The 19,963-nt window shown below is 54.8% G+C and carries 20 protein-coding genes and 1 other annotated feature; of the genes, 8 read left to right on the top strand and 12 right to left on the bottom strand.

Annotated elements, in window-relative coordinates; translation table 11 throughout:
- Positions 1-25 precede the first annotated feature (25 nt).
- A complete protein-coding gene (yfiH, locus tag FEM41_RS23860) occupies positions 26-757 on the bottom strand; it encodes a purine nucleoside phosphorylase YfiH (RefSeq protein WP_138098970.1) in 732 nt (243 codons plus the stop codon).
- A complete protein-coding gene (gene rluD / locus FEM41_RS23865) occupies positions 754-1,734 on the bottom strand; it encodes a 23S rRNA pseudouridine(1911/1915/1917) synthase RluD (protein WP_138098971.1) in 981 nt (326 codons plus the stop codon). Before rluD ends, yfiH begins: the two co-directional genes overlap by 4 nt.
- 131 nt (positions 1,735-1,865) lie before the next feature.
- Here rluD and bamD point away from each other — a divergent pair, with 131 nt between their 5' ends.
- The 4 genes from bamD (at position 1,866) to pheA (ending at position 4,621) form a co-directional block, all read left to right on the top strand.
- A complete protein-coding gene (gene bamD, locus FEM41_RS23875) occupies positions 1,866-2,594 on the top strand; it encodes an outer membrane protein assembly factor BamD (RefSeq protein ID WP_138098972.1) in 729 nt (242 codons plus the stop codon).
- Between the two features lie 269 nt (positions 2,595-2,863).
- Positions 2,864-3,202, top strand: a complete 339-nt coding sequence (gene raiA, locus FEM41_RS23880) for a ribosome-associated translation inhibitor RaiA (RefSeq protein ID WP_138098973.1) — start codon at positions 2,864-2,866, stop codon at positions 3,200-3,202.
- A gap of 110 nt (positions 3,203-3,312) precedes the next feature.
- Positions 3,313-3,439 (top strand) — a sequence feature (Phe leader region).
- Positions 3,314-3,364: a hypothetical protein gene (locus FEM41_RS24730; protein ID WP_196240491.1), complete on the top strand. Its 51-nt coding sequence runs from the start codon at positions 3,314-3,316 to the stop codon at positions 3,362-3,364. (Overlaps the previous feature by 51 nt.)
- A 24-nt stretch (positions 3,440-3,463) precedes the next feature.
- Complete coding sequence (gene pheA, locus FEM41_RS23885; RefSeq protein ID WP_138098974.1) at positions 3,464-4,621, top strand: bifunctional chorismate mutase/prephenate dehydratase; 1,158 nt, start codon at positions 3,464-3,466, stop codon at positions 4,619-4,621.
- Positions 4,622-4,660: 39 nt separating this feature from the next.
- Here pheA and tyrA read toward each other — a convergent pair whose 3' ends face one another.
- On the bottom strand, positions 4,661-5,782 hold the full coding sequence (gene tyrA, locus FEM41_RS23890) for a bifunctional chorismate mutase/prephenate dehydrogenase (protein WP_138098975.1): 1,122 nt from the start codon (positions 5,780-5,782) through the stop codon (positions 4,661-4,663).
- A gap of 10 nt (positions 5,783-5,792) precedes the next feature.
- Positions 5,793-6,863, bottom strand: a complete 1,071-nt coding sequence (gene aroF, locus FEM41_RS23895) for a 3-deoxy-7-phosphoheptulonate synthase AroF (RefSeq protein ID WP_138098976.1) — start codon at positions 6,861-6,863, stop codon at positions 5,793-5,795.
- A gap of 829 nt (positions 6,864-7,692) precedes the next feature.
- Here aroF and dgcN point away from each other — a divergent pair.
- The gene (gene dgcN / locus FEM41_RS23900; RefSeq protein WP_138098977.1) at positions 7,693-8,907 is read left to right on the top strand and encodes a diguanylate cyclase DgcN/YfiN; all 1,215 of its coding nucleotides are present in this window, start codon (positions 7,693-7,695) and stop codon (positions 8,905-8,907) included.
- Between the two features lie 40 nt (positions 8,908-8,947).
- Here the strand turns inward: dgcN and FEM41_RS23905 are convergent, their stop codons facing one another.
- The 4 genes from FEM41_RS23905 to FEM41_RS23920 all read right to left on the bottom strand — a co-directional run bounded on the left by FEM41_RS23905 (position 8,948) and on the right by FEM41_RS23920 (position 14,913).
- Positions 8,948-10,321: a PepSY-associated TM helix domain-containing protein gene (locus FEM41_RS23905; RefSeq protein WP_138098978.1), complete on the bottom strand. Its 1,374-nt coding sequence runs from the start codon at positions 10,319-10,321 to the stop codon at positions 8,948-8,950.
- Between the two features lie 62 nt (positions 10,322-10,383).
- Entirely contained in the window at positions 10,384-10,767 is a 384-nt protein-coding gene (locus FEM41_RS23910; RefSeq protein ID WP_241666551.1) for a DUF2946 domain-containing protein, read from the bottom strand.
- 81 nt (positions 10,768-10,848) lie between these two features.
- On the bottom strand, positions 10,849-11,814 hold the full coding sequence (locus FEM41_RS23915; protein ID WP_138098979.1) for a P1 family peptidase: 966 nt from the start codon (positions 11,812-11,814) through the stop codon (positions 10,849-10,851).
- A 105-nt stretch (positions 11,815-11,919) separates the two neighbouring features.
- The gene (locus FEM41_RS23920; RefSeq protein WP_138098980.1) at positions 11,920-14,913 is read right to left on the bottom strand and encodes an autotransporter outer membrane beta-barrel domain-containing protein; all 2,994 of its coding nucleotides are present in this window, start codon (positions 14,911-14,913) and stop codon (positions 11,920-11,922) included.
- 682 nt (positions 14,914-15,595) lie between these two features.
- Between FEM41_RS23920 and FEM41_RS23925 the strand changes: the two genes are divergently transcribed.
- The 3 genes from FEM41_RS23925 to FEM41_RS23935 all read left to right on the top strand — a co-directional run bounded on the left by FEM41_RS23925 (position 15,596) and on the right by FEM41_RS23935 (position 17,822).
- A complete protein-coding gene (locus FEM41_RS23925) occupies positions 15,596-16,285 on the top strand; it encodes a winged helix-turn-helix domain-containing protein (RefSeq protein ID WP_241666552.1) in 690 nt (229 codons plus the stop codon).
- The gene (locus FEM41_RS23930) at positions 16,275-16,736 is read left to right on the top strand and encodes a hypothetical protein (RefSeq protein ID WP_138098982.1); all 462 of its coding nucleotides are present in this window, start codon (positions 16,275-16,277) and stop codon (positions 16,734-16,736) included. The genes FEM41_RS23925 and FEM41_RS23930 overlap by 11 nt, the downstream gene beginning before the upstream one ends.
- Positions 16,737-16,814: 78 nt before the next feature.
- Positions 16,815-17,822 (top strand): tellurite resistance/C4-dicarboxylate transporter family protein, encoded by a 1,008-nt coding sequence (locus tag FEM41_RS23935; protein ID WP_168198856.1) that lies wholly within the window; start codon positions 16,815-16,817, stop codon positions 17,820-17,822.
- Positions 17,823-17,873: 51 nt separating this feature from the next.
- Here the strand turns inward: FEM41_RS23935 and rplS are convergent, their stop codons facing one another.
- From rplS to rpsP, 4 genes are read right to left on the bottom strand one after another with little or no spacing between them, the layout of a single operon-like run.
- Positions 17,874-18,224 (bottom strand): 50S ribosomal protein L19, encoded by a 351-nt coding sequence (rplS, locus tag FEM41_RS23940; RefSeq protein ID WP_138098984.1) that lies wholly within the window; start codon positions 18,222-18,224, stop codon positions 17,874-17,876.
- 47 nt (positions 18,225-18,271) lie between these two features.
- Entirely contained in the window at positions 18,272-19,039 is a 768-nt protein-coding gene (trmD, locus tag FEM41_RS23945; RefSeq protein ID WP_138098985.1) for a tRNA (guanosine(37)-N1)-methyltransferase TrmD, read from the bottom strand.
- Positions 19,040-19,084: 45 nt separating this feature from the next.
- The gene (gene rimM / locus FEM41_RS23950; RefSeq protein ID WP_138098986.1) at positions 19,085-19,633 is read right to left on the bottom strand and encodes a ribosome maturation factor RimM; all 549 of its coding nucleotides are present in this window, start codon (positions 19,631-19,633) and stop codon (positions 19,085-19,087) included.
- Positions 19,634-19,651: 18 nt separating this feature from the next.
- On the bottom strand, positions 19,652-19,900 hold the full coding sequence (gene rpsP, locus FEM41_RS23955) for a 30S ribosomal protein S16 (RefSeq protein WP_138098987.1): 249 nt from the start codon (positions 19,898-19,900) through the stop codon (positions 19,652-19,654).
- Positions 19,901-19,963 lie beyond the last annotated feature (63 nt).

Below are 19,963 nucleotides of genomic sequence, written 5' to 3' on the forward strand. Positions count from 1 at the left end.
TACTGGATCGTCTTGATTTTATAGGTTATATCAGCCAGATGAAACTTGCCATACGACCAGTCGTTCTATCGCGGCGATAAGAGAAAAAATCGCCACTCTCGCTAAATGTGCAGCGTTCTCCACCAAAGACCTGATGAACGCCCACATTCGCCAGGCGCTGACGTGCAATCTGATATATATCGGCGAAAAATTTTTCACCGACCGGACGAAAAGCGCTTTCAGCCTGGGAGTCTTTCGCCACAAAGGCCTCACGCACTTCACCTCCGACTTCAAAGGCTGCGGGACCAATGGCGGGTCCCAGCCATGCCATAAGATTCTCCGGGCGGTCACGGAAACAGGAGACGGTCTCTTCCAGTACACCTTCACACAGGCCGCGCCATCCAGCGTGAGCAGCAGCCACTTCATTTCCCGCCGTATTACAGAATAGCACCGGCAGACAGTCCGCCGTCATTACCGCACAAACGGTTGACCGGCGATCGCTCCAGGAGGCATCGGCACGCTTCGAAGCTGGCACAGTACCGTCCAGCTTCAGCACCGCACGACCGTGTACCTGCTCCAACCAGACCGGCGCAGAAGGGAATGCCGCCGCCTCATAGAAAAGGCGTCGGTTTTCCTCCACCAGCCGGGGATCGTCACCACAGTGAGCCCCAAGGTTCATGGAGTCCCAGGGGGCATGACTAACGCCTCCCACCCGGGTGGAGCTACAGGCCGCCACGCCCGCAGGCATCGGCCACTCTGGAACGATCAGTTTGGTCATAGCCAGTCAACCCGGTCCTTATGTTCTTCAAAGTCATCGCGCAGCGCGGCGATCAAATCCACCATGTCCTGAGGAATGGGCGCATGCCACTCCATCTCGATACCGGTGATGGGATGATACAGCCTCAGCATGGTAGCGTGCAGCGCCTGCCTGTCGAATTTGCGTAGCGCATCGATAAAGGCTTCTGACGCCCCCTTCGGCGGGCGAGGACGACCGCCGTAAAGCGGGTCACCCACCAGAGGATGAGTAATGTGCGCCATATGAACGCGGATCTGGTGAGTACGCCCCGTCTCCAGCCGCAGCCGCAGCCGGGTGTGGATACGAAAGTGCTCCATAATACGGTAGTGGGTTACCGCCGGTTTGCCCATCGGATGTACCGACATATGGGTGCGTTTCGTGGGATGGCGGCTGATAGGCTCATTTACCGTTCCCCCTGCCGTCATATGACCGATAGCGATGGCCTCGTATTCGCGGGTGATCTCACGACGTTGCAGCGCATCCACCAGGTGAGTCTGCGCCGGAATGGTCTTTGCCACCACCATCAACCCGGTGGTGTCCTTGTCCAGTCGATGAACAATACCGGCGCGCGGTACATCGACGATCGGCGGGTAGTAGTGCAACAACGCGTTCAGTATCGTGCCGTCCGGGTTACCTGCGCCGGGATGGACCACCAGGTCGCGTGGCTTATTGATAACGATGATGTCATCGTCTTCATAAACGATATCCAGCGGGATATCCTGCGGTTCGAAGCGGGCTTCCTCTTCGATCTCTGCATCGATATCAACGCTCTCGCCGCCCAACACTTTCTCTTTTGGTTTTTCGCAAATGTTGCCATTGACCCGCACCCGCCGGTCAAGAATCCATTCTTTTATTCGCGAACGGGAATAATCCGGGAACAATTCGGCCAAAGCCTGATCTAAGCGTTGGCCGAGTTGTGACTCGGACACCGTTGCGGTGAGTTTTACTGGTTGTGCCATATACAGCTTCTTCGTTAACCTTGGGTTTTTACGGCTTCGCCGTTTAATATAGTGTGCTATTGTAGCTGGTCTTCAACGGGAGCTTAACGGAGAGTCTCCCTGAATAACATTCTGAGGAAAGTCAAAACGTCATGACGCGCATGAAATATCTGGTGGCTGCCGCCACGCTGAGCCTGGCCCTGGTCGGTTGCTCCAGCACCAAAGATGAGGTGCCCGACAGTTCACCCTCCGACATCTACTCGACTGCTCAGCAAAAGCTGCAGGACGGTAACTGGAAAGCGGCGATAACGCAACTGGAAGCGCTGGATAACCGCTATCCGTTTGGACCTTACTCGCAGCAGGTGCAGCTCGATCTGATCTACGCCTATTACAAAAATGCCGATCTTCCGCTGGCGCAGGCCGCCATCGATCGCTTTATGCGCCTGAACCCGACCCACCCCAATATCGACTACGTACTTTATATGCGCGGATTAACCGATATGGCGATGGATGACAGCGCGCTTCAGGGCTTCTTTGGGGTCGATCGCTCGGATCGCGATCCGCGCCATGCCCGCGACGCCTTCAATGACTTTTCAAAGCTGGTGCGCGGCTACCCCAACAGTCAGTACGCAACCGATGCCGCCCGTCGTATGACGTTCCTGAAAAATCGTCTGTCGAAATATGAGCTTTCCGTCGCTCAGTACTACACCCGTCGCGGCGCATGGGTAGCGGTGGTAAACCGTGTTGAAGGCATGCTGCGTGATTATCCGGATACTCAGGCCACGCGCGATGCTCTGCCGCTGATGGAAAATGCTTACCGTCAGCTGCAGCTGAATGCCGAAGCGGAAAAGGTCGCAAAAATCATTGCCGCCAACCGCTGATTCAGCGTCCCACAAAAAACGGCAGCCCGTGCGCTGCCGTTTTTTTATACATTTTTTCGCCTGCTGACGCGTATCAACCTGCAAGACATCTCATCAAATATGGCCCCTGGCGCCGGAAAGCTCAAGTGAAAAATCGCCTCTTCCTGTCCTGACTCACAAAAAGGTTTTGTTGACAAAACGTGACATATCTCCGTGATTTGGATCACACATTTTGACATTAGAAGCGGTATGCTGAAATCACCAAGACGGGAAAGACAAGAGGTAAATTTATGACAATGAACATTACCAGCAAACAGATGGAAATCACCCCGGCAATCCGCCAGCATGTCGCAGACCGTCTCACCAAACTGGACAAATGGCAAACTCATTTGATTAACCCCCACATCATCTTGTCCAAAGAGCCGCAGGGATTTGTGGCCGATGCCACCATTAACACCCCCAACGGCCAGCTGGTCGCCAGCGCGAAACATAACGATATGTATACCGCCATTAACGACCTGATCGCCAAGCTGGAGCGCCAGCTGAACAAAGTACAGCACAAGGGAGAAGCCCGCCGCGCCACCGCTTCAGTGAAGGATGCGGCGCCGGTAGCCGACCCGGGGGTCTGAGTTTTATCGACACAGTTTCATATAAGGAGCGCGCCTTCGGGCGCGTTTTTTATTGACAGAGTGAAACGAGTGTAGTTACTTTAAAAACCGGTCCCCAATGGAACAGATATCGTGAAACTTCAGCCGTTCTTCTTCGCATTCTTCTTTTTTACCTTCCCCTGAATGGGAGGCATTTCGTCATGTAAAAAGAATGCGAAGACGAACTGACAGGCCTCCCAAACGGGAGGCCTTTTTTATGATAACGACAAAAAAGGTAGCACTATGAGCGACAACCCCCTGCTGGCCCTGCGTAACAGAATCAGCGCCCTGGACGAAAAATTACTGGCCCTGCTGGCCGAACGCCGCCAGCTGGCGGTAGAAGTCGGTCAGGCCAAGCTCAGGTCCCATCGCCCGGTGCGTGATATCGACCGCGAGCGCGACCTGCTGGAACGGCTTATCGCCCTGGGCAAACCCCATCACCTGGATGCTCACTACATTACCCGTCTGTTCCAGTTGATTATCGAAGATTCGGTTCTGACCCAGCAGGCGCTGCTCCAGAAGCACCTGAACAAGATTAATCCCCGCTCCGCCCGTGTCGCCTTCCTGGGGCCAAAAGGCTCATACTCCCATCTGGCGGCACGTCGCTATGCCGCCCGCCACTTCGACGAGTTTATCGAAAGCGGTTGCCCTAAATTCCAGGATATTTTCCAGCAGGTGGAAACCGGCCAGGCCGATTACGCCGTGGTGCCCGTGGAAAACACCAGCTCAGGCTCCATCAATGACGTCTACGATCTGCTACAGCACACCAGCCTTTCCATCGTTGGCGAGCTAACCCTGCCCATCGATCACTGCGTGCTGGTCGCGACCACCACTGACCTGGATCAGATCGAAACCGTCTACAGCCATCCTCAGCCGTTCCAGCAGTGCAGCCAGTTTATTAATCGCCATCCGAACTGGAAGATCGAGTACTGTGAAAGTACTGCCGCCGCCATGGAGAAAGTCGCCCAATCCGGCTCACCGAAGGTCGCCGCCCTGGGTAGCGAAGACGGCGGAGCGCTCTATGGGCTGCAGGTATTGGATCGCCATCTCGCTAACCAGACCCAGAACATCACCCGGTTCCTGGTACTGGCCCGTAAAGCCATCGGCGTTTCCGACCAGGTTCCAGCTAAGACGACACTGCTGATGGCTACCGGCCAGCAGGCGGGCGCGCTGGTGGAGGCGCTGCTGGTGCTGCGTAACCACAACCTGATTATGGTGAAGCTGGAATCACGGCCCATTCACGGTAATCCGTGGGAAGAGATGTTTTATCTTGATATTCAGGCCAACCTTGAGTCGGCAGACATGCGGCAGGCGCTGCGTGAGTTGGGCGAGATCACCCGTTCGATGAAAGTGCTGGGCTGCTACCCCAGCGAGAATGTGGTGCCGGTGAATCCGGCATAGCAAAAAAGCCCGCGCTGCGGGCTTTTTACCGGCTGAGGGTTACTTGCGGCTGTCGTTAGCCTGGCGCAGTAGCGCCCGGCTCTCGCTCTGAAAGCGCGGCGCATAATCGCCAAACCAGTGCTTCACGCGGTTAAAGCTGTCGATAAACGCCTGCTTATCGCCATTTTCCAGCAAGGCGATCGCCTCGCCGAAGCGCCGGTAGTAGCGCCCCACCAGCGCCAGGTTCTCCTGAGAAGCCATAATAATGTCGGCGTACAGCTGCGGATCCTGGGCGAACAGGCGCCCTACCATCGCCAGCTCCAGCCGGTAAATAGGCGAAGAGAGCGCCAGTAGCTGTTCCAGGTCCACATTCTCTTCCGCCAGATGCAGGCCGTAAGCGAAGGTCGCGAAATGGCGCAGCGCCTGAATAAAGGCCATATTCTGATCGTGCTCCACCGCGCTGATGCGGTGCAGTCGCGCTCCCCAGATCTGGATCTGTTCCAGAAACCACTGATAAGCTTCGGGCTGACGACCATCGCACCAGACCACCACCTGCTTGGCAAGGCTGCCGCTGTCAGGCCCAAACATCGGGTGCAGCCCCAGCACCGGCCCGGAGTGTGCCGCCAGCATCGCCTGTAGCGGCGCATTCTTCACCGATGCCAGATCCACCAGAATACAGTCACGCGGCAGCACTGGCAGGCGGGCGATGACCGCCTCGGTCAGATGGATAGGCACGCTGACAATCACCATACCGGCGTCCTGCAGCAGTTCGCCGGCACGGGGCCAGTCTTCCTGCTCCAGAATACGCACCTGATAACCGGACAGGGTCAGCATCTTCGCAAACAGCTGTCCCATCTGGCCGCCGCCGCCGACGATAGTTACCGGACGCAGCGTCGGGCACAGGGTCTTAAAGCCCTTGTCGTTTTCGCTGGAGTAGGATTCACGCATAACCCTGCGCAGCACATCCTCGATAAGATCGGGCGGCACGCCAAGCTTTTCCGCCTCGGCGCGACGCGACGCCAGCATCGATGCCTCGCGCTCGGGTACGTAGACCGGCAATCCGTAGCGGCTTTTAACTTCGCCCACCTCGGCCACCAGCTCCAGCCTGCGGGCCAGTAACGCCAGCAGTGATTTATCGACTTCATCGATTTGATCGCGTAACGCGGTCAGTTCTGCAACCATGAATAACCTCTTAACCCAGACGCGGCGTCAGCGATTTCGCCAGATCGGAATGCAGCTCTCGCAGCAGCGCTTCCGTGGTTTCCCAATTGATGCAAGCGTCGGTGACTGATACTCCGTACTGCATCGCACTGCGCGGCTGCTCCGACGACTGATTGCCTTCATGCAGATGGCTTTCCAGCATCAGACCGATTATCGAACGGTTCCCATCTTTGATCTGTGCGACGGCAGATTCCGCCACCGCCGGCTGACGACGGTAATCTTTATTTGAATTACCATGGCTGCAATCTATCATCAGCGCCGGACGCAGTCCCGCCTGTTCCATCTCTTTTTCGCACTGGGACACGGCATCTGGTCCGTAATTAGGTGACTTACCGCCGCGCAGGATCACATGACCGTCCGGATTGCCGCGGGTTTGCAGCAGGCACACCTGCCCCGCCTGATTAATACCGACGAAACGGTGCGGCATGGCGGCGGCGCGCATGGCGTTAACCGCCGTCGCCAGACTACCATCAGTGCCATTCTTAAAGCCCACCGGCATCGACAGGCCCGAAGCCATCTCGCGGTGAGTCTGGGATTCCGTGGTACGGGCGCCAATGGCAGACCAGCTAAAGAGATCGCCCAGGTACTGCGGACTGTTAGGATCGAGCGCTTCGGTCGCCAGCGGCAGCCCCATGCCCACCAGATCGACCAGCAAACGACGCGCAATTTTCAGCCCCTCTTCCACATCGAATGAGCCATCCATATGCGGATCGTTAATCAGCCCCTTCCAGCCCACGGTGGTACGGGGTTTTTCAAAATAGACGCGCATGACCAGATAGAGGCTATCGCCAACCTCTTTCGCCAGGGCCTGGAAGCGACGCGCATACTCCAGGGCCGATTCGGGGTCATGAATGGAACAGGGACCACATACCACCAGCAGACGCGGATCGCGCCCGGCAATGATATCGCTGATCGTCTGGCGAGAACGGGCAATCTGCTCCGTTTGCGCGGCCGTCAGCGGGAAAGCGGTTTTCAATTGATCGGGGGTGATCATGACCTGTTCTTCTACGATATGGACATTATTCAGCGCGTCTTTTTGCATGATGGCGATCCTTAATAAACGTTGGCGATAAAAGTCTCCCCTGCGGGAGCAATTACCATAACCGCAAGAGGTAAACTTTTCAATCCATAATTCGTAAATAATACTTTACGACATGCTATTTAATCGGCTTTTCAACCATTAAGTGTAACGAATAAGTTACACTTGTTTTTTAGCCTGGCGCGCACGCTGAAGGAAAAAAGCACCGCCTGAGGAGTTTTTTCCTTTATGCATCATAGATATCCGAAAGGCATGAATAGTTATTTATCTGTGATTAAAAAAACCGTGTTTTATATATTTCAGTAACATGGGATAATTCACAGTAAAGATGTAAATAATGACGCAATAAATACTAAATGTTATTATCACGAAATAATAACAGCAGGTGTTCCAACAGAACCCGATCATCTGGCGAAATCACCATCAATGAAATCATGGAACCCTTTTGGATGACTCCTGGCAGTAACGGCTATCGCCGCACATCCCGCGGCATCGTCGGTGCGCACCATCGTCACCGGCATGCCCAGCCATATCCGCAGGTTGTATTTCGGTAGCGGTAGAAAATAATAATGAGGCGTTAACCGCAGAGTGTTATGCCATTTATTTTGGCAATGAAAGTGAATAACAACAGATGCAATTAATAGCGGGTTATCAATCTCATTCTTTATTGCTAATGGCCGGGCAGGATCTTCAATGCTTAATGAGCCGCGATTTCTGCCTGACTATTCACGATAAACAGTTTTTTTTTCCGTTTACCTGGACACGCTGGTACGTAGCGGCGTACGCGTTAGTCCGGATGCTTTATTGCTGGCACGCTCACGGACCCCGCACTATGAGTAACATCCTTATTTCTTCCGGACGCCCCACTTTCCGGCGTATCCTGCAACGCATCAGCATTCTTAGCGTTGCGACCGCCATGATCGCCTGCTGGCTGTTTCTGAGCATCGCATCCGTACTAACGCTTAAACAGTATGCTCAACAAAATATGCAGCTGTTAGGGGTAACGGTCAGCCATAGCCTGGAAGCGGCAGTTGCCTTCCGGGATGTCGGCGAAATTCATGAGACCCTTACCGCTCTGGGCCGGCAGCAGCAGTTTTCTTCTGCTCTGGTCCGCGACAGTGAAGGCCGCCCGATCGCCCGCTGGCCGGCAACACCGCGTCCGCGCCCCAAAACGCCCGATGCCCTGATCCAACGCTGGCTGCTGCCGGATCCGGTGGTACAGACCGTCTGGTATGATGGCGTGCCCGTCGGCGAAGTACAGCTGACGGCGAAAGGCCGGCTCATCACCCACTTTATCTGGCTGTCGCTGGCGCTGCTGACCGGTTTTCTCATTCTTGCATCTGCCCTGTCGCTGGCCATCAGCCACTATTTTCATCGTGGACTGGTTCAGGCATTACAGAACATCACCGAAGTGGTGCATGACGTCCGCCAGAATCGTCACTTTTCCCGGCGCGTCAAACCCGAGCCTATCGAGGAGTTCCAGCGTTTCGCCCATGATTTTAACTGCCTGTTGGATGAAATGGAGCAGTGGCAGAAGCAGCAGCAGCGCCACAGCGCCTCACTGCGTAAAAGCGCGTTACACGATCCGTTAACCGGGCTGGCAAACCGAGCCGCCTTTCGGGAAGCCCTAGAAAAGGTGCTTACCGATCCGCTGCAGCGCACCCATCATGCGCTGCTGTTTATGGATAGCGATAACTTTAAGCAGATTAACGACAATTGGGGACACGCCGCAGGCGATCGGGCACTCAGGGAGATCGCCGGCCGCCTGCTGCGCTTTTCCGCCCGCCGCTATCCCACCTTTCGACTGGGCGGCGACGAATTCGCCATGCTCATCTCAGATGTCACCACCGATGAGCAGATCCAGCGGCTAATCTCCCGGCTCGGCTATCTGTTTGTTCCCCCTATGCCGCTACGCAACGGCGAGGCCATTAGCCTCTCTCTGAGCGTCGGCTATGCCCTGGTAGAACCGGACTCAACCTCTGAGAGCCTACTGGAGATCGCCGACAGCAGCATGTACCACAATAAGAAACTGCGTCGGGGACGCTGAAAACCACCGGTTGAGGTGGATCATCAGCGCCCCCTGACCATCAGGCGCCGACCGGTGCCTGACTCCTTGTCCGATGCCAACGGGCAAGGTCCGCCGCCAGAAACAGCGCCAGACTCACGCCCATCACCGGCAGCGTCAGGCCCAACAGCAACGCGGTGACAAAGGTCACGCCACGGCCTACAGAGCTCAACCCCAGCCAGGCATTCACCAGAGTCAGCGCCGGATTCACCTGTCCCGGCGCCGGGCGTCGGCGCCACCACATCCGGTAACCCAACAGGATCAGCACGCACAGCGCAGTGCCAAAGGCCATTAACGCCAGTTGGTTAGCCAGACCGAACAGAATCCCCATATGGAAATCGACACCCCAGCGCGTCAGCTTAGCCATGAGCGGAAATTCACTGAAGCGCGTCCGATCAATAACGGTCAGGGTATGGGGATTCACCGCCGCCGCATCCACCTGCGTAGGCCAGCGACGGTCGATCTCATTGACCGTCCACGCCCGATCCGTCGTCTTCGCCGGTCGAATCTCCACCCTGGCTGCCTGAATACCCGCCTGACGCGCCGCGGACAGCACTGCGTCAAACAGTCCGTTATCCAGTCCGGGCTCCGCCATCGTCATTCCATGGTGACCACTGTGATGCCCGGCATGGGGATCGTTATCCGCAGGCTCTCCTCTCAGCGATGCATTGACCTGGGGCGTCATCCAGTCCATCGCGGCCCGTAGCTGGTTAACATTATCGCCCGCCCAGCGCGACCAGGTCAGCCCGGTGGCGGAAAAGAGCAGCAATCCAACCAGCAGTAACCACCCCAGAGCCACGTGCCAGCGACGCTGATTGACAAACGCATTATGGCGGGTCGGTTTACGCTGGCGCGGTGGCCGGGTCAGAAACCAGAGCGCGATCCCTCCCAGCGCGGCGATCCACATCCAGGATGCCGCCAGTTCACTGTAGTTACGCCCGATATCCCCCAGCCACAGCGAGCGGTGCAGATTATCGATCCACAAACGCAGCGGCAGAATCCCGCTGGTACCGTAGACCGTCATATCGCCTTTCACCTCCAGAGTGACGGGATCGATAAACAGGCTGCGGGTTTCCGATGCGCCGAGTTGCGGATCGCTGAACATGACCCGGGTGGTTTCCCCCGTCTGCGATGCCGGACGCACCGCCTGCACCGGCAATGGAGCACCAGCAGCCTGGCGGGCGACCGCCACCTGGTCCGCCAGCGGGTGAGGCGAGCCTTTAACACTTGTCGTCAGCGCATCGCGAAACAGCCACGCCTCAAGCTGGGGCGTGGCGACATAGAGCGTTCCCGAAAGAGCCGCGATAAATATGAAGGGCCCGACAAACAGGCCAATATAGAAGTGGAGCCGCCGCAACAGGTTTACCCATGCCTGGCGGGATGCACGTTGAGTCATTAGCTTTCCTTTATGCAAATCATAACGGGCCACAGCCCGAAGGCAGCAGCCAAAACAAAGGGTTAATGCAAAGCACTCAACGCAGGTGGGGCACGGCAAGGCGGTCGGGACCAGAGAAAACGGGAAAACGCCCGGCGCCGCGCCGGGCTGGCGACCTCGCGCCAGCGGCCGCCTCGGGCTACCAGCAATGCCAGCAGCGGCCAGAGAATGCCGGGAACGTGACTCAGAAGCACGCAGTAGCCGCAGGCTTCGGCGTGATCGATATGCAGGCCGGAAGAGTCTGGCATCATCATGCCAGGATGCATGACGTGGCCTGCGTGGGACATATCGGCGGCAGTATGGTGACGTAGCGCGATCGAGATCTGCGGCGCCACCACGATAAGCATCATGGCGAACAGCGCAAGTCGCGCCGCGTAGCGCATCATCCTGCCCGAACGTCTCCGCACCCGTTAACCACCCGTCTGCCTGTGAAAGGCGGCTATTGTAATGGATTTATTGCTTCGTAGTTAAATAATGTGTGACTACTGTTACTCTCCCCCCAGGGTCGCCAGACCCGGTACACCGCGGGCGCTATGGGCAGAGCTGACACCATCGATCACCGCGCTGGCGACCGCCTGGGCGGCCAGCATACCGACAATGGTCACCGATGCCGCCACGCCGTCGGTAGTGGCGGCAAACAGCGTGTCGCCATCGCTCATGGTATGTACCGGCCAGATGGTACGAGCCAGGCCGTCGTGAGCCATCTGCGCCACTTTCGTCATTGCGGTTTTATCCAGACGGGCATTGCAGCAGACCACGCCAATTGTGGTATTGGCGCCCGAAGAGAATTCCGCGCCTCCTTCAGCCCTCAGCGCCAGGGAAGGCAAATCCAGCAACTGGCCCTGTTCATCACAGGCGCCTGCCAGCCGCTGACCGTTATCCGGATCCCGCACTTCTCCCAGCGCATTCACGACCACCATAGCCGCCACCCGTAGCCCACCGGGCCCGGCCACGCAGGCGCTGCCGATACCGCCTTTCATCGCCCGCGATATACCGATCATTTTGCCCAGCGTGGCACCCACGCCAGCGCCAGTATTACCGGAAGCAAAAGGCGCACGAGAAGCCAGCTGCGCCGCCCGATAGCCCATGGCGGCATCGGGCCGCACCCGGGGATCGCCAAAATTGAGGTCGAAGATCACCGCAGCCGGGACGATCGGCACCCGCCCATAGCCAGTCTCGAAGCCTCTGCCCTGCTCTTCCAGCCAGCGCATAACGCCACTGGCGGCATCCAGCCCAAAGGCGCTACCGCCGCTTAGCACCAGCGCATCGACCTTCTGAACGGCATTAACGGGATTCAGTAGATCCGTTTCCCGGGTTCCCGGCGCCGCGCCCCGAACATCCACACCGCATACCGCCCCCTGCCCGAATAGCACCACGCTACAACCGGTCTGGGCTTCTGCATCCTGAGCGTGGCCAACGCTGACGTCTGGAATATCACAAAGCGATCCCGCCATGGTTTCTGCCTTCTGTTGGTGAACTTATGCTGAGTATGGCCGCTACCAATAAAAACGGCTGACGATCCCGTTCGATCGTCAGCCGAGTGTGAGCGGGTCGGAAAATCAGAACTGATACTTCAGCCCCAGGGTTCCCTGTGTATCGCTATAGCCTTTATCGCCCAGCTGCTGAGCCACATTGCCCCACAGATTCAAACGCTGAGTCAGTTGCCCTTCAACGCCCACTTTCAGCTCGCCGATGTTTTTCGCGCCGCGCATCTCGTTCGATGCATTGCCCATCTTCACGCTGTAGTTCTGGGTGTTATGGATCCAGTTGGCCTCAACGAACGGCTGGAAGGTGCGATCTTTACCGTCATCGACCTGGCTGTGGCCGCTGATATAACCTCGCACGCCCACGCGGGTCAGCCAGTTATCGTCGGTTCTGTCAGAGACCCGGGTACCATTATGCTCACGGTGATTTCTGGCATTAACATCCATCCAGACAACCTGCGCTTTCGGCTGGACCCAGTAGCTGGCGCGCGCGCTTTCACCCAGCTTAATGCTATAGCCCCCTTCCAGCGAGGCGGTAAAGCCGCGGGATTTATACTTCTCGGTGGCCAAATGGTCGCCCATCACCTTATTGTCGAACCAGTTATAGAGTACCCAGCTATCCAGGTAAGCGCCGCTCTTATCGACCTGGTTGGCGTACCAGGTGCCATAAAGACCCACGCTATAGCCAGTCACCTGACCGCGGGAGCCATAGTCGGTAATACTGGAGCGAGTGCGGCTGCGGCTATTGCCGTAACCGGCCATGGCACCGAGATGCCAGCGATCCAGACCATCACTGCTCCACTGCGCCAGATCGCCGCCTATCTGCATCACGTAAGTGCTGCTCTGGGTGTGTAACTGACCGCTGCGATCTTTAAAGCGAGTATGCCCCCCAACGTGACGCATCCACAGGCTGGTGACTCGCTGTTCGCCGGTCAGCGCATCGGTGTACTGCGTTTCGCCCAGTCGATCGTGCAGACGGGTGATAAACATGGTGTTAGCCGCATAGTTGTTGGCGATATAGCTGGCGGACTCCGGACGGAACTGATGTACCGGTTCGGGCTGCGGATTATGCGGTTCCGGGATCGGCTCTGGTGTGGGTTCCGGCATCGGCTCTGGCGTTGGCTCTGGCGTTGGCTCCGGGACAGGCTCTGGCGTCGGTTCCGGATCGGGCGTCGGTTCCGGATCGGGCTTCGGCTCAGGTTCTGGTTTCGGTTCAGGCTCCGGCTTCGGTTCAGGCTCCGGCTCGGGTCCAGGCTCAACCGGCGTCACGTAACTGGTCAGATACCAGTTTTTCTCTTTCTTCACCACATTATAGTCGTAAGCCCCCGCCACGATACGACCCTGTTTGGTAAAGGTGCCGTCTGAATTCCCGGCGACGTTAACGATCTCAATACCTTCCACCGTTTGTTCACCGGTACCACCCACATTATTGACCGACACCTGGGTATTCCCCGCAGTGTTGCCCTGAACGATCAATTTATCCGTGGGTGAACCATCGCCATTCAGGACGGTATTGAATGCGATCGTACCACCAGCCCCTGTGTAGTCGCCGACCACGGTCAGCGTCTGGAAATTCCCATCCTGATGTTGGAAATTAACCGCTGCGCCACTATTAAGCGTAAGCCGGGTTAGCGTCGAGTCAGCACGCAGATTCCAGGAAGCGTCGTTCATGACCAGGTCGAAATTTCCGGTATCACCAAGAAATGAGGCTCCATTCCAGACCGAGCCAGCGGTCATGTTGAGTTTAATATGGCTGTCTCCCAATGAGGCATCGGTTCCGGAAGAGAGGATATCGCCATTAATGTTATACCGCCCCCCGGCGGAACCATCGATAACGCCGCCCGAATTCGCGTATATCGCGTAGCTAGTGGCATCATGATTACCCGCCATCGTAATAGTGCTACCATCAGACAGCGTTATTTTTCCTTTATTGGCATAAAGGCCATGGGGAGATAACGCTGTCGCACTGGTTTTTTCGGTGCCTGAGACAGTGATAACGTTATTTGCCCCCAGGGTTACTGCCCCGGTATTATTGGCATAGACTGCCGATGCGCTTTTACCCGTGGTAGAAATTTCGGCATTATCACCAGTGGTTACCTTAGCCTCTTTGGAATACGCATAAATACCATGTGACGTATCTCCTTCTGTGAATATTTTCAGCCCATCGCCGGTATTAACATACGCGCCATTATATGAATAAATACCATGAGCGCTATTTCCTTTGGTGGTCAGCGTTGCGGCATCGCCCAATACAACCCCAGCCCCACCATGACTGTAGACCGCCGAGCCTGAAAGCCCTGACGTCTCAACAATAGCCCTGTCACCAAGCTGTATATAGGAACCATCACTACCAGAGCGCAGACCATAACCCGAACTGCCTTCTGTCACAATACGAGCATCATGACCAACGATAATATTATTTTTCGCCAGTGTAGAGTCTTTCATGGCATTCGCGGTTATGCCATAGCCACCGGTTCCTGTAACCTTAATATTTAATCCATCACCAACGTGAATATTCGCAGAACCCAGCCAACCATTTCCTCCACTATAAGAAGAATAACCGGCATTTATTCCATCGCCACTGCTTCCATTGACAACAATCGAGGCATCATCACCAACAATAACCACCACCGGATTACCAGGGGTATTAGTGCCGTGAGTGCGGATGCCATCCACATCTTTTCCTGCGTTAGCCGAATTTTTCGATTGTGTAGTAATGGATAGCCCATCACCAAAAACCAGGACCGGACTTCCAGATTTATTATTCTGGATTGCAGTCACGGTATGTTCAAATGCCTCCATACCTGGCCCATTTAGCGAAACATTATCGCCATATACGGCTATGGTTCCCGCATCCCATTTGTAAACATAGTTTCCTGGCGACAGTTTCTGGTAATTCGACGATGCTGAAGCCGGAAGTAAATCACGAATAGACTGGGGGAGCAGAGATGAATCTCCATTCGCCGGTAAAGATTCCAGCCCAGATGAGGCGTAAGCATTAAAAACAAATGAGGATATTGCTGCGGATACTGCAATTGCCAACGGGGAATAACGTCTGTGTCTTTTCATCTGCCACTTTCCTTGATCTGCAACGTTGGTAAAAACTCTCAACCCACATCGTTACGATTATTTCCAACCATAACTATTTATAAAGGCAGCCGGTCTTACTCTCCTCATACATTTAATTAAAGAAAGAACTTATCTAAAAATTTGTTTACCTTCCTGATGATTGACGTTTACGCTACAACCCTTGCTGCTTTAAAATAGCAACTCACGATCATGTGGTTTTCTCATCTCGTTCGCCATCACATGGATATCTACAGCACCAGGATCCAATAACTGAAACAACATCTCTACAAAAAAAGTAAAAATCAACAATCTGATGTTAATCTAGCATCACAATTGTCGATTTTCCCCTCAGTTATGATCACTTAATAAAAAATCAAAACAATATATACAACCACATGTTTTACAACGATTTTTGTTATTTCTTAGGTTTCCTTATATCGCAAATTTACATTAAGCCTATTCTTATTTTGTTAGTTACGTGTAAAGTCTATAGAATAGTCCTAAACGGAAGGAAATTGTTGTGCTCAGGTTAATGCATTCAGAAAAAGGATATCTGATTAACCACAGCGTTGAATTCAGACCTAACGAGAGATCGCTTTATAATCGACTCACTGAGAATGAGGTTCATCTGCAACTTCCGGCTACGCTATGCTTTCTGTATTTAATTAAAAATACAGGGAAAGTGTCGCCACAAAGAGAGTTGATTGCCGCTGGCTGGGGGGATAATAATGGAGGAACCTCACCGAATACCTTCTATCAAACCATACTGACACTACGTAACTCACTGCAAAACGTCGGCTTACCGCGCGACACCATTAAAACCATTTCACGACGCGGCATGATGCTGTCTGAAACGACGGCGATCGCGCGACTGACTGCCTGTGAAGCAGAGGAAGATGATGCTCCCCCGCTTATCACGCCATTAAGCATACCGGATGAGCCCATACCACAGCCTGTAGAATCCAGCGCTCTCCCGGCCATCGGTGCAGCACAATCACCGGACAAAGCGCCGATCAGAGCCGCCGGCAAAGCGCGAATGCTGCTGATAAGCTATCTGATGGCCGGGCTGTTTCTGTTCTTTATTCTGTTTAATACCGAACCTGCCCCCATTTTCAGCCACTATCTGCCACTCTCCATGCAGTTGCAGAAGGAGCAATCCTGCCGCATTTTTTACGAGCCGAATGAGGTGTTCGTTGATTACTACCTCAGCTATATGCTCGCACACCGGGAGCTGTGCAAAAACCAGGCAACGCTCTATCTTTCCGGCCTGAGCAGCAGTAATAAAATCACCGCGTTTGTCTGCAGTAGCGACTTGCGCACCAATCCCCACGCCGTGTGTTCCACCTGGTTGAGCGTCTATCATGAAAAGTAGATCAATACTTCTGCTTGCGGTTCCGGTACTGATTATCGTGGCGGCGATCGTTCGCTGGTACGCCTGGAGCAACCCCACCATTCACTGTAGCGGCCAGGTCACCTGGGAAATCGGCAGGGAGACCTTTTCGGGTAATCTGAGCTACCAGTTAAAAGATGGAGAGGGACTGGCAATACTTTCCGGCGTGCTTAAAAGTGCCAACCGTAGCTGGAGCCTGGGCCGCAGTATCTATTTTAGCTATACCCACCGCCATAACGCTTATCTGCTGAGCTCAGGAAAGGTCGTTCCTTCACTGGTAGATAACCTGGATGCCCGCTATACCGGCATTACCGTACCCGGTTTTTATCTGCAGCCGGGAAAAGAGCTCAACCTGATTATTGAGCGTTACGATAACCGTTGGATATTTTCCACGCCGGATGTCCCTTCGCTATTGTGCACAAAGGAGCCTTAATAACGCCCAAAATTCAGCAATAATAGAGGGAGTTATTTCACCATGCGCCCATGGGCGCATGCCTCAAGGAGAGATTGTGTGAGGAACTTCCAGTACGGCTATTTCGCACTGATTATGGCCACCGGTATCGTCAGCATTGCCTGCCATCTGGCCGGAATACATTTTGCCGCCCGGGTGCTGTTTATTCTGAATAATATCCAGTATGCCACCTGCCTGACGCTGGCGGTGGGAAAGCTTATCCTTACCCCGGGCAGCGTCTGGCGCGATCTGACCCACCACGAAAAAGGGCCGGGTTATCTGACGCTGGTGGCCGCCACCAACGTGCTGGGGGTTCAGTATGTGCAAATGACGGCGTTACCGGCGATACCGATGGCGCTGTTCTGGCTGGGCTGCGGACTCTATGTAGTGCTGGTAAATACCATGCTCACCGGCGTGACCATGGCGAAATCCAAACCCGCGCTGGTGCAGGGGATGAACGGTAGCTGGCTGCTGTGCACCGTTTCAGGATGCTCAGTTGCCGTACTGGGAAGCAGCCTGTCGGCTCCCGCGACCGCCAGCGCAGGCTTCTTTCTGTTCTGCGTCGGTATCTGGGCCATCGGTATCATGCTGTACCTGATGGTGATCGCGCTGGCATTTCTGCGCTGGCTGTTTGTGCCAATGGACGATAAAAGCTTTTCGCCGACCTGGTGGATTAATATGGGCGCGCTGGCCATCTCGACCCTGGCGGGTAGCCATCTGTATACCATGGCGCTTTCATTGCCACGGCTCGATGTTCTGGCCCCCATCATCCTGGGCATCAGCCTGTTCCTGTGGTCGGCATCCTGCTGGTGGCTGGTACTGCTAGTGTTTATTCTGATCTGGCGTATTGCCAGCCGCGCCTTCACGCCCGGCTACAGTATGCAGAACTGGTCCGCCATTTTCCCAATGGGGATGTTTTGCGTCGCCTCAATGAGCTTTCTGCCTCAGGTCGGGGTGAGTTACTGGATACCGCTGCTCCATTACCTTTTTACGCCCGTGGTACTGGTGCTATGGACGTGGGTGTTTCTCGGACTGCTCGGCATGCTATACCGGCGCCTGAAGCCATAAAAAAGGGCCGGCAAATGCCGGCCCTCTTCTGGGATGTCGCTTACGCGAACATTACTTGGACAGACGCTCTTTGATACGAGCAGACTTACCAGTACGCTCACGCAGGTAGTACAGTTTAGCTTTACGAACGGCACCACGACGTTTAACAGCAATGCTGTCAACAACCGGAGAGTGAGTCTGGAATACACGCTCAACGCCTTCGCCGTTAGAAATCTTACGAACAGTGAATGCAGAATGCAGACCGCGGTTACGAATAGCGATAACCACGCCCTCGAATGCCTGCAGACGCTTCTTGGAACCTTCAACAACCCATACTTTCACTTCCACGGTATCGCCCGGACGGAAGGAAGGTACGTCCTGCTTCATCTGCTCTTGTTCAAGCTGCTTGATAATATTGCTCATAATTTAATCTCTTATCCTGGGTAAACTGATATTTTGAGTGGTCGGCGTTATACCGCCCCATCATCGTTCTGTTGCTCTTGCGTCTGTTCCAGTTGGAACTCCGCCAGCAACCTTGCTTGCTCTTCAGTCAGAGCCAGGTTTTCCAGAAGTTCAGGTCTTCTAAGCCAGGTGCGCCCTAACGACTGCTTCAAACGCCAGCGCCGGATTTCAGCATGGTTTCCCGACAGTAATACCGGCGGTACTTCCATTCCTTCCAGCACTTCAGGACGCGTATAGTGCGGGCAATCCAGCAATCCATCGGCAAACGAATCTTCGATTGCCGAAGCTTCATGGCCCAGTACTCCCGGAACAAACCGGGAAACCGAATCAATCAGCGTCATTGCCGGTAACTCTCCCCCACTCAGTACGTAATCGCCGATTGACCATTCTTCGTCAATTTCGGTCTGGATTACGCGCTCGTCAACCCCTTCGTAACGGCCGCACACCAGAATCAGTTTCTGATTGGTGGCCAGCTCGCTAACGCCGGTCTGATCGAGCTTACGCCCCTGAGGTGACAAATAAATCACCTTAGCGCCTTCGCCTGCCGCGGCTCTGGCTGCATTGATGGCATCCTTTAACGGTTGCACCATCATAAGCATTCCCGGTCCGCCTCCGTATGGACGATCGTCCACGGTGCGATGCCTGTCGTGCGTAAAGTCACGCGGACTCCAGCACTGAATGCTCAGCAGGCCATTTTTTACCGCCCGGCCAGTTACCCCGTAATCAGTAATTGCGCGGAACATCTCTGGAAACAGGCTGACTATACCAATAAACACAAGCCAATCCCCATAGCGCCACTCTGTTACCGTTTATCCGGAGGTTTAAAAACCAGGATCCCATTCGACTTCGATAGTTCGGGTCGTGAGATCGACTTTCTTGATAACCTGCCCATCGAGGAACGGAACCAGCCGCTCCTTGACCCCGAATGCATCCTTCAGGTTTGCCTGAATGACGAGAACGTCATTCGACCCGGTCTCCATCAGCTCGCTGACTTTGCCCAGGTTGTACCCTGCGGTAGTGACGACCTGGCAACCAATAAGGTCTTTCCAGTAGTAGTCACCCTCCTCAAGGGACGGCAGTTGCGAAGCGTCAACCATAATCTCACTGTTAGTGAGCTGGTTTGCCGTATCGCGATCGTCAACGCCTTTCAGCTTGATGATCATATCCTGATTGTGATGGCGCCAGCTTTCAATCTCCAGCTGCTGCCACTGACCTGCCTGCTTAATAAACCAGGGCTGATAGTCAAAAATGCCGTCGGACTCTTCGGTGGAGGAAAACACTCTGAGCCAACCACGAATGCCATAGGAAGAGCCCAACTTACCCAGAACAATGGGATCAACGGGCGCCGCCGCGGCGTGTTGCTTGCTCATCATGACCACCGTGACAGATTAAGCTGCTTTTTTCGCGGCTTTAATCAGCTGCGCAACGCGGTCAGAAACAGTAGCGCCCTGGCCAACCCAGTGCTCGATACGATCCAGGTTCAGGCGGGTGCCTTCTTCTTTTTCGTTGGCGATCGGGTTGAAGAAACCAACGCGCTCAATGAAGCGACCGTTGCGAGCATTACGGCTGTCAGTAACGACAACCTGGTAGAACGGACGCTTTTTAGCGCCGTGACGTGCTAAACGAATAGTTACCATAACATCCTCTTGTGTGAATAAAACAACCGGGCTCCATCGAGGAACGGAGCCCGGTGTCATATT

Source organism: Jejubacter calystegiae (genome assembly GCF_005671395.1).
Classification (GTDB): Bacteria; Pseudomonadota; Gammaproteobacteria; order Enterobacterales; family Enterobacteriaceae; genus Jejubacter; species Jejubacter calystegiae.

Coding starts and splice junctions, on each gene's coding strand:
- yfiH (WP_138098970.1), bottom strand. CDS start 757: ATGACCAAACTGATCGTTCCAGAGTGGCCGATGCCTGCGGGCGTGGCG.
- rluD (WP_138098971.1), bottom strand. CDS start 1,734: ATGGCACAACCAGTAAAACTCACCGCAACGGTGTCCGAGTCACAACTC.
- bamD (WP_138098972.1), top strand. CDS start 1,866: ATGACGCGCATGAAATATCTGGTGGCTGCCGCCACGCTGAGCCTGGCC.
- raiA (WP_138098973.1), top strand. CDS start 2,864: ATGACAATGAACATTACCAGCAAACAGATGGAAATCACCCCGGCAATC.
- pheA (WP_138098974.1), top strand. CDS start 3,464: ATGAGCGACAACCCCCTGCTGGCCCTGCGTAACAGAATCAGCGCCCTG.
- tyrA (WP_138098975.1), bottom strand. CDS start 5,782: ATGGTTGCAGAACTGACCGCGTTACGCGATCAAATCGATGAAGTCGAT.
- aroF (WP_138098976.1), bottom strand. CDS start 6,863: ATGCAAAAAGACGCGCTGAATAATGTCCATATCGTAGAAGAACAGGTC.
- dgcN (WP_138098977.1), top strand. CDS start 7,693: ATGAGTAACATCCTTATTTCTTCCGGACGCCCCACTTTCCGGCGTATC.
- FEM41_RS23905 (WP_138098978.1), bottom strand. CDS start 10,321: ATGACTCAACGTGCATCCCGCCAGGCATGGGTAAACCTGTTGCGGCGG.
- FEM41_RS23915 (WP_138098979.1), bottom strand. CDS start 11,814: ATGGCGGGATCGCTTTGTGATATTCCAGACGTCAGCGTTGGCCACGCT.
- FEM41_RS23920 (WP_138098980.1), bottom strand. CDS start 14,913: ATGAAAAGACACAGACGTTATTCCCCGTTGGCAATTGCAGTATCCGCA.
- FEM41_RS23930 (WP_138098982.1), top strand. CDS start 16,275: ATGAAAAGTAGATCAATACTTCTGCTTGCGGTTCCGGTACTGATTATC.
- rplS (WP_138098984.1), bottom strand. CDS start 18,224: ATGAGCAATATTATCAAGCAGCTTGAACAAGAGCAGATGAAGCAGGAC.
- rimM (WP_138098986.1), bottom strand. CDS start 19,633: ATGAGCAAGCAACACGCCGCGGCGGCGCCCGTTGATCCCATTGTTCTG.
- rpsP (WP_138098987.1), bottom strand. CDS start 19,900: ATGGTAACTATTCGTTTAGCACGTCACGGCGCTAAAAAGCGTCCGTTC.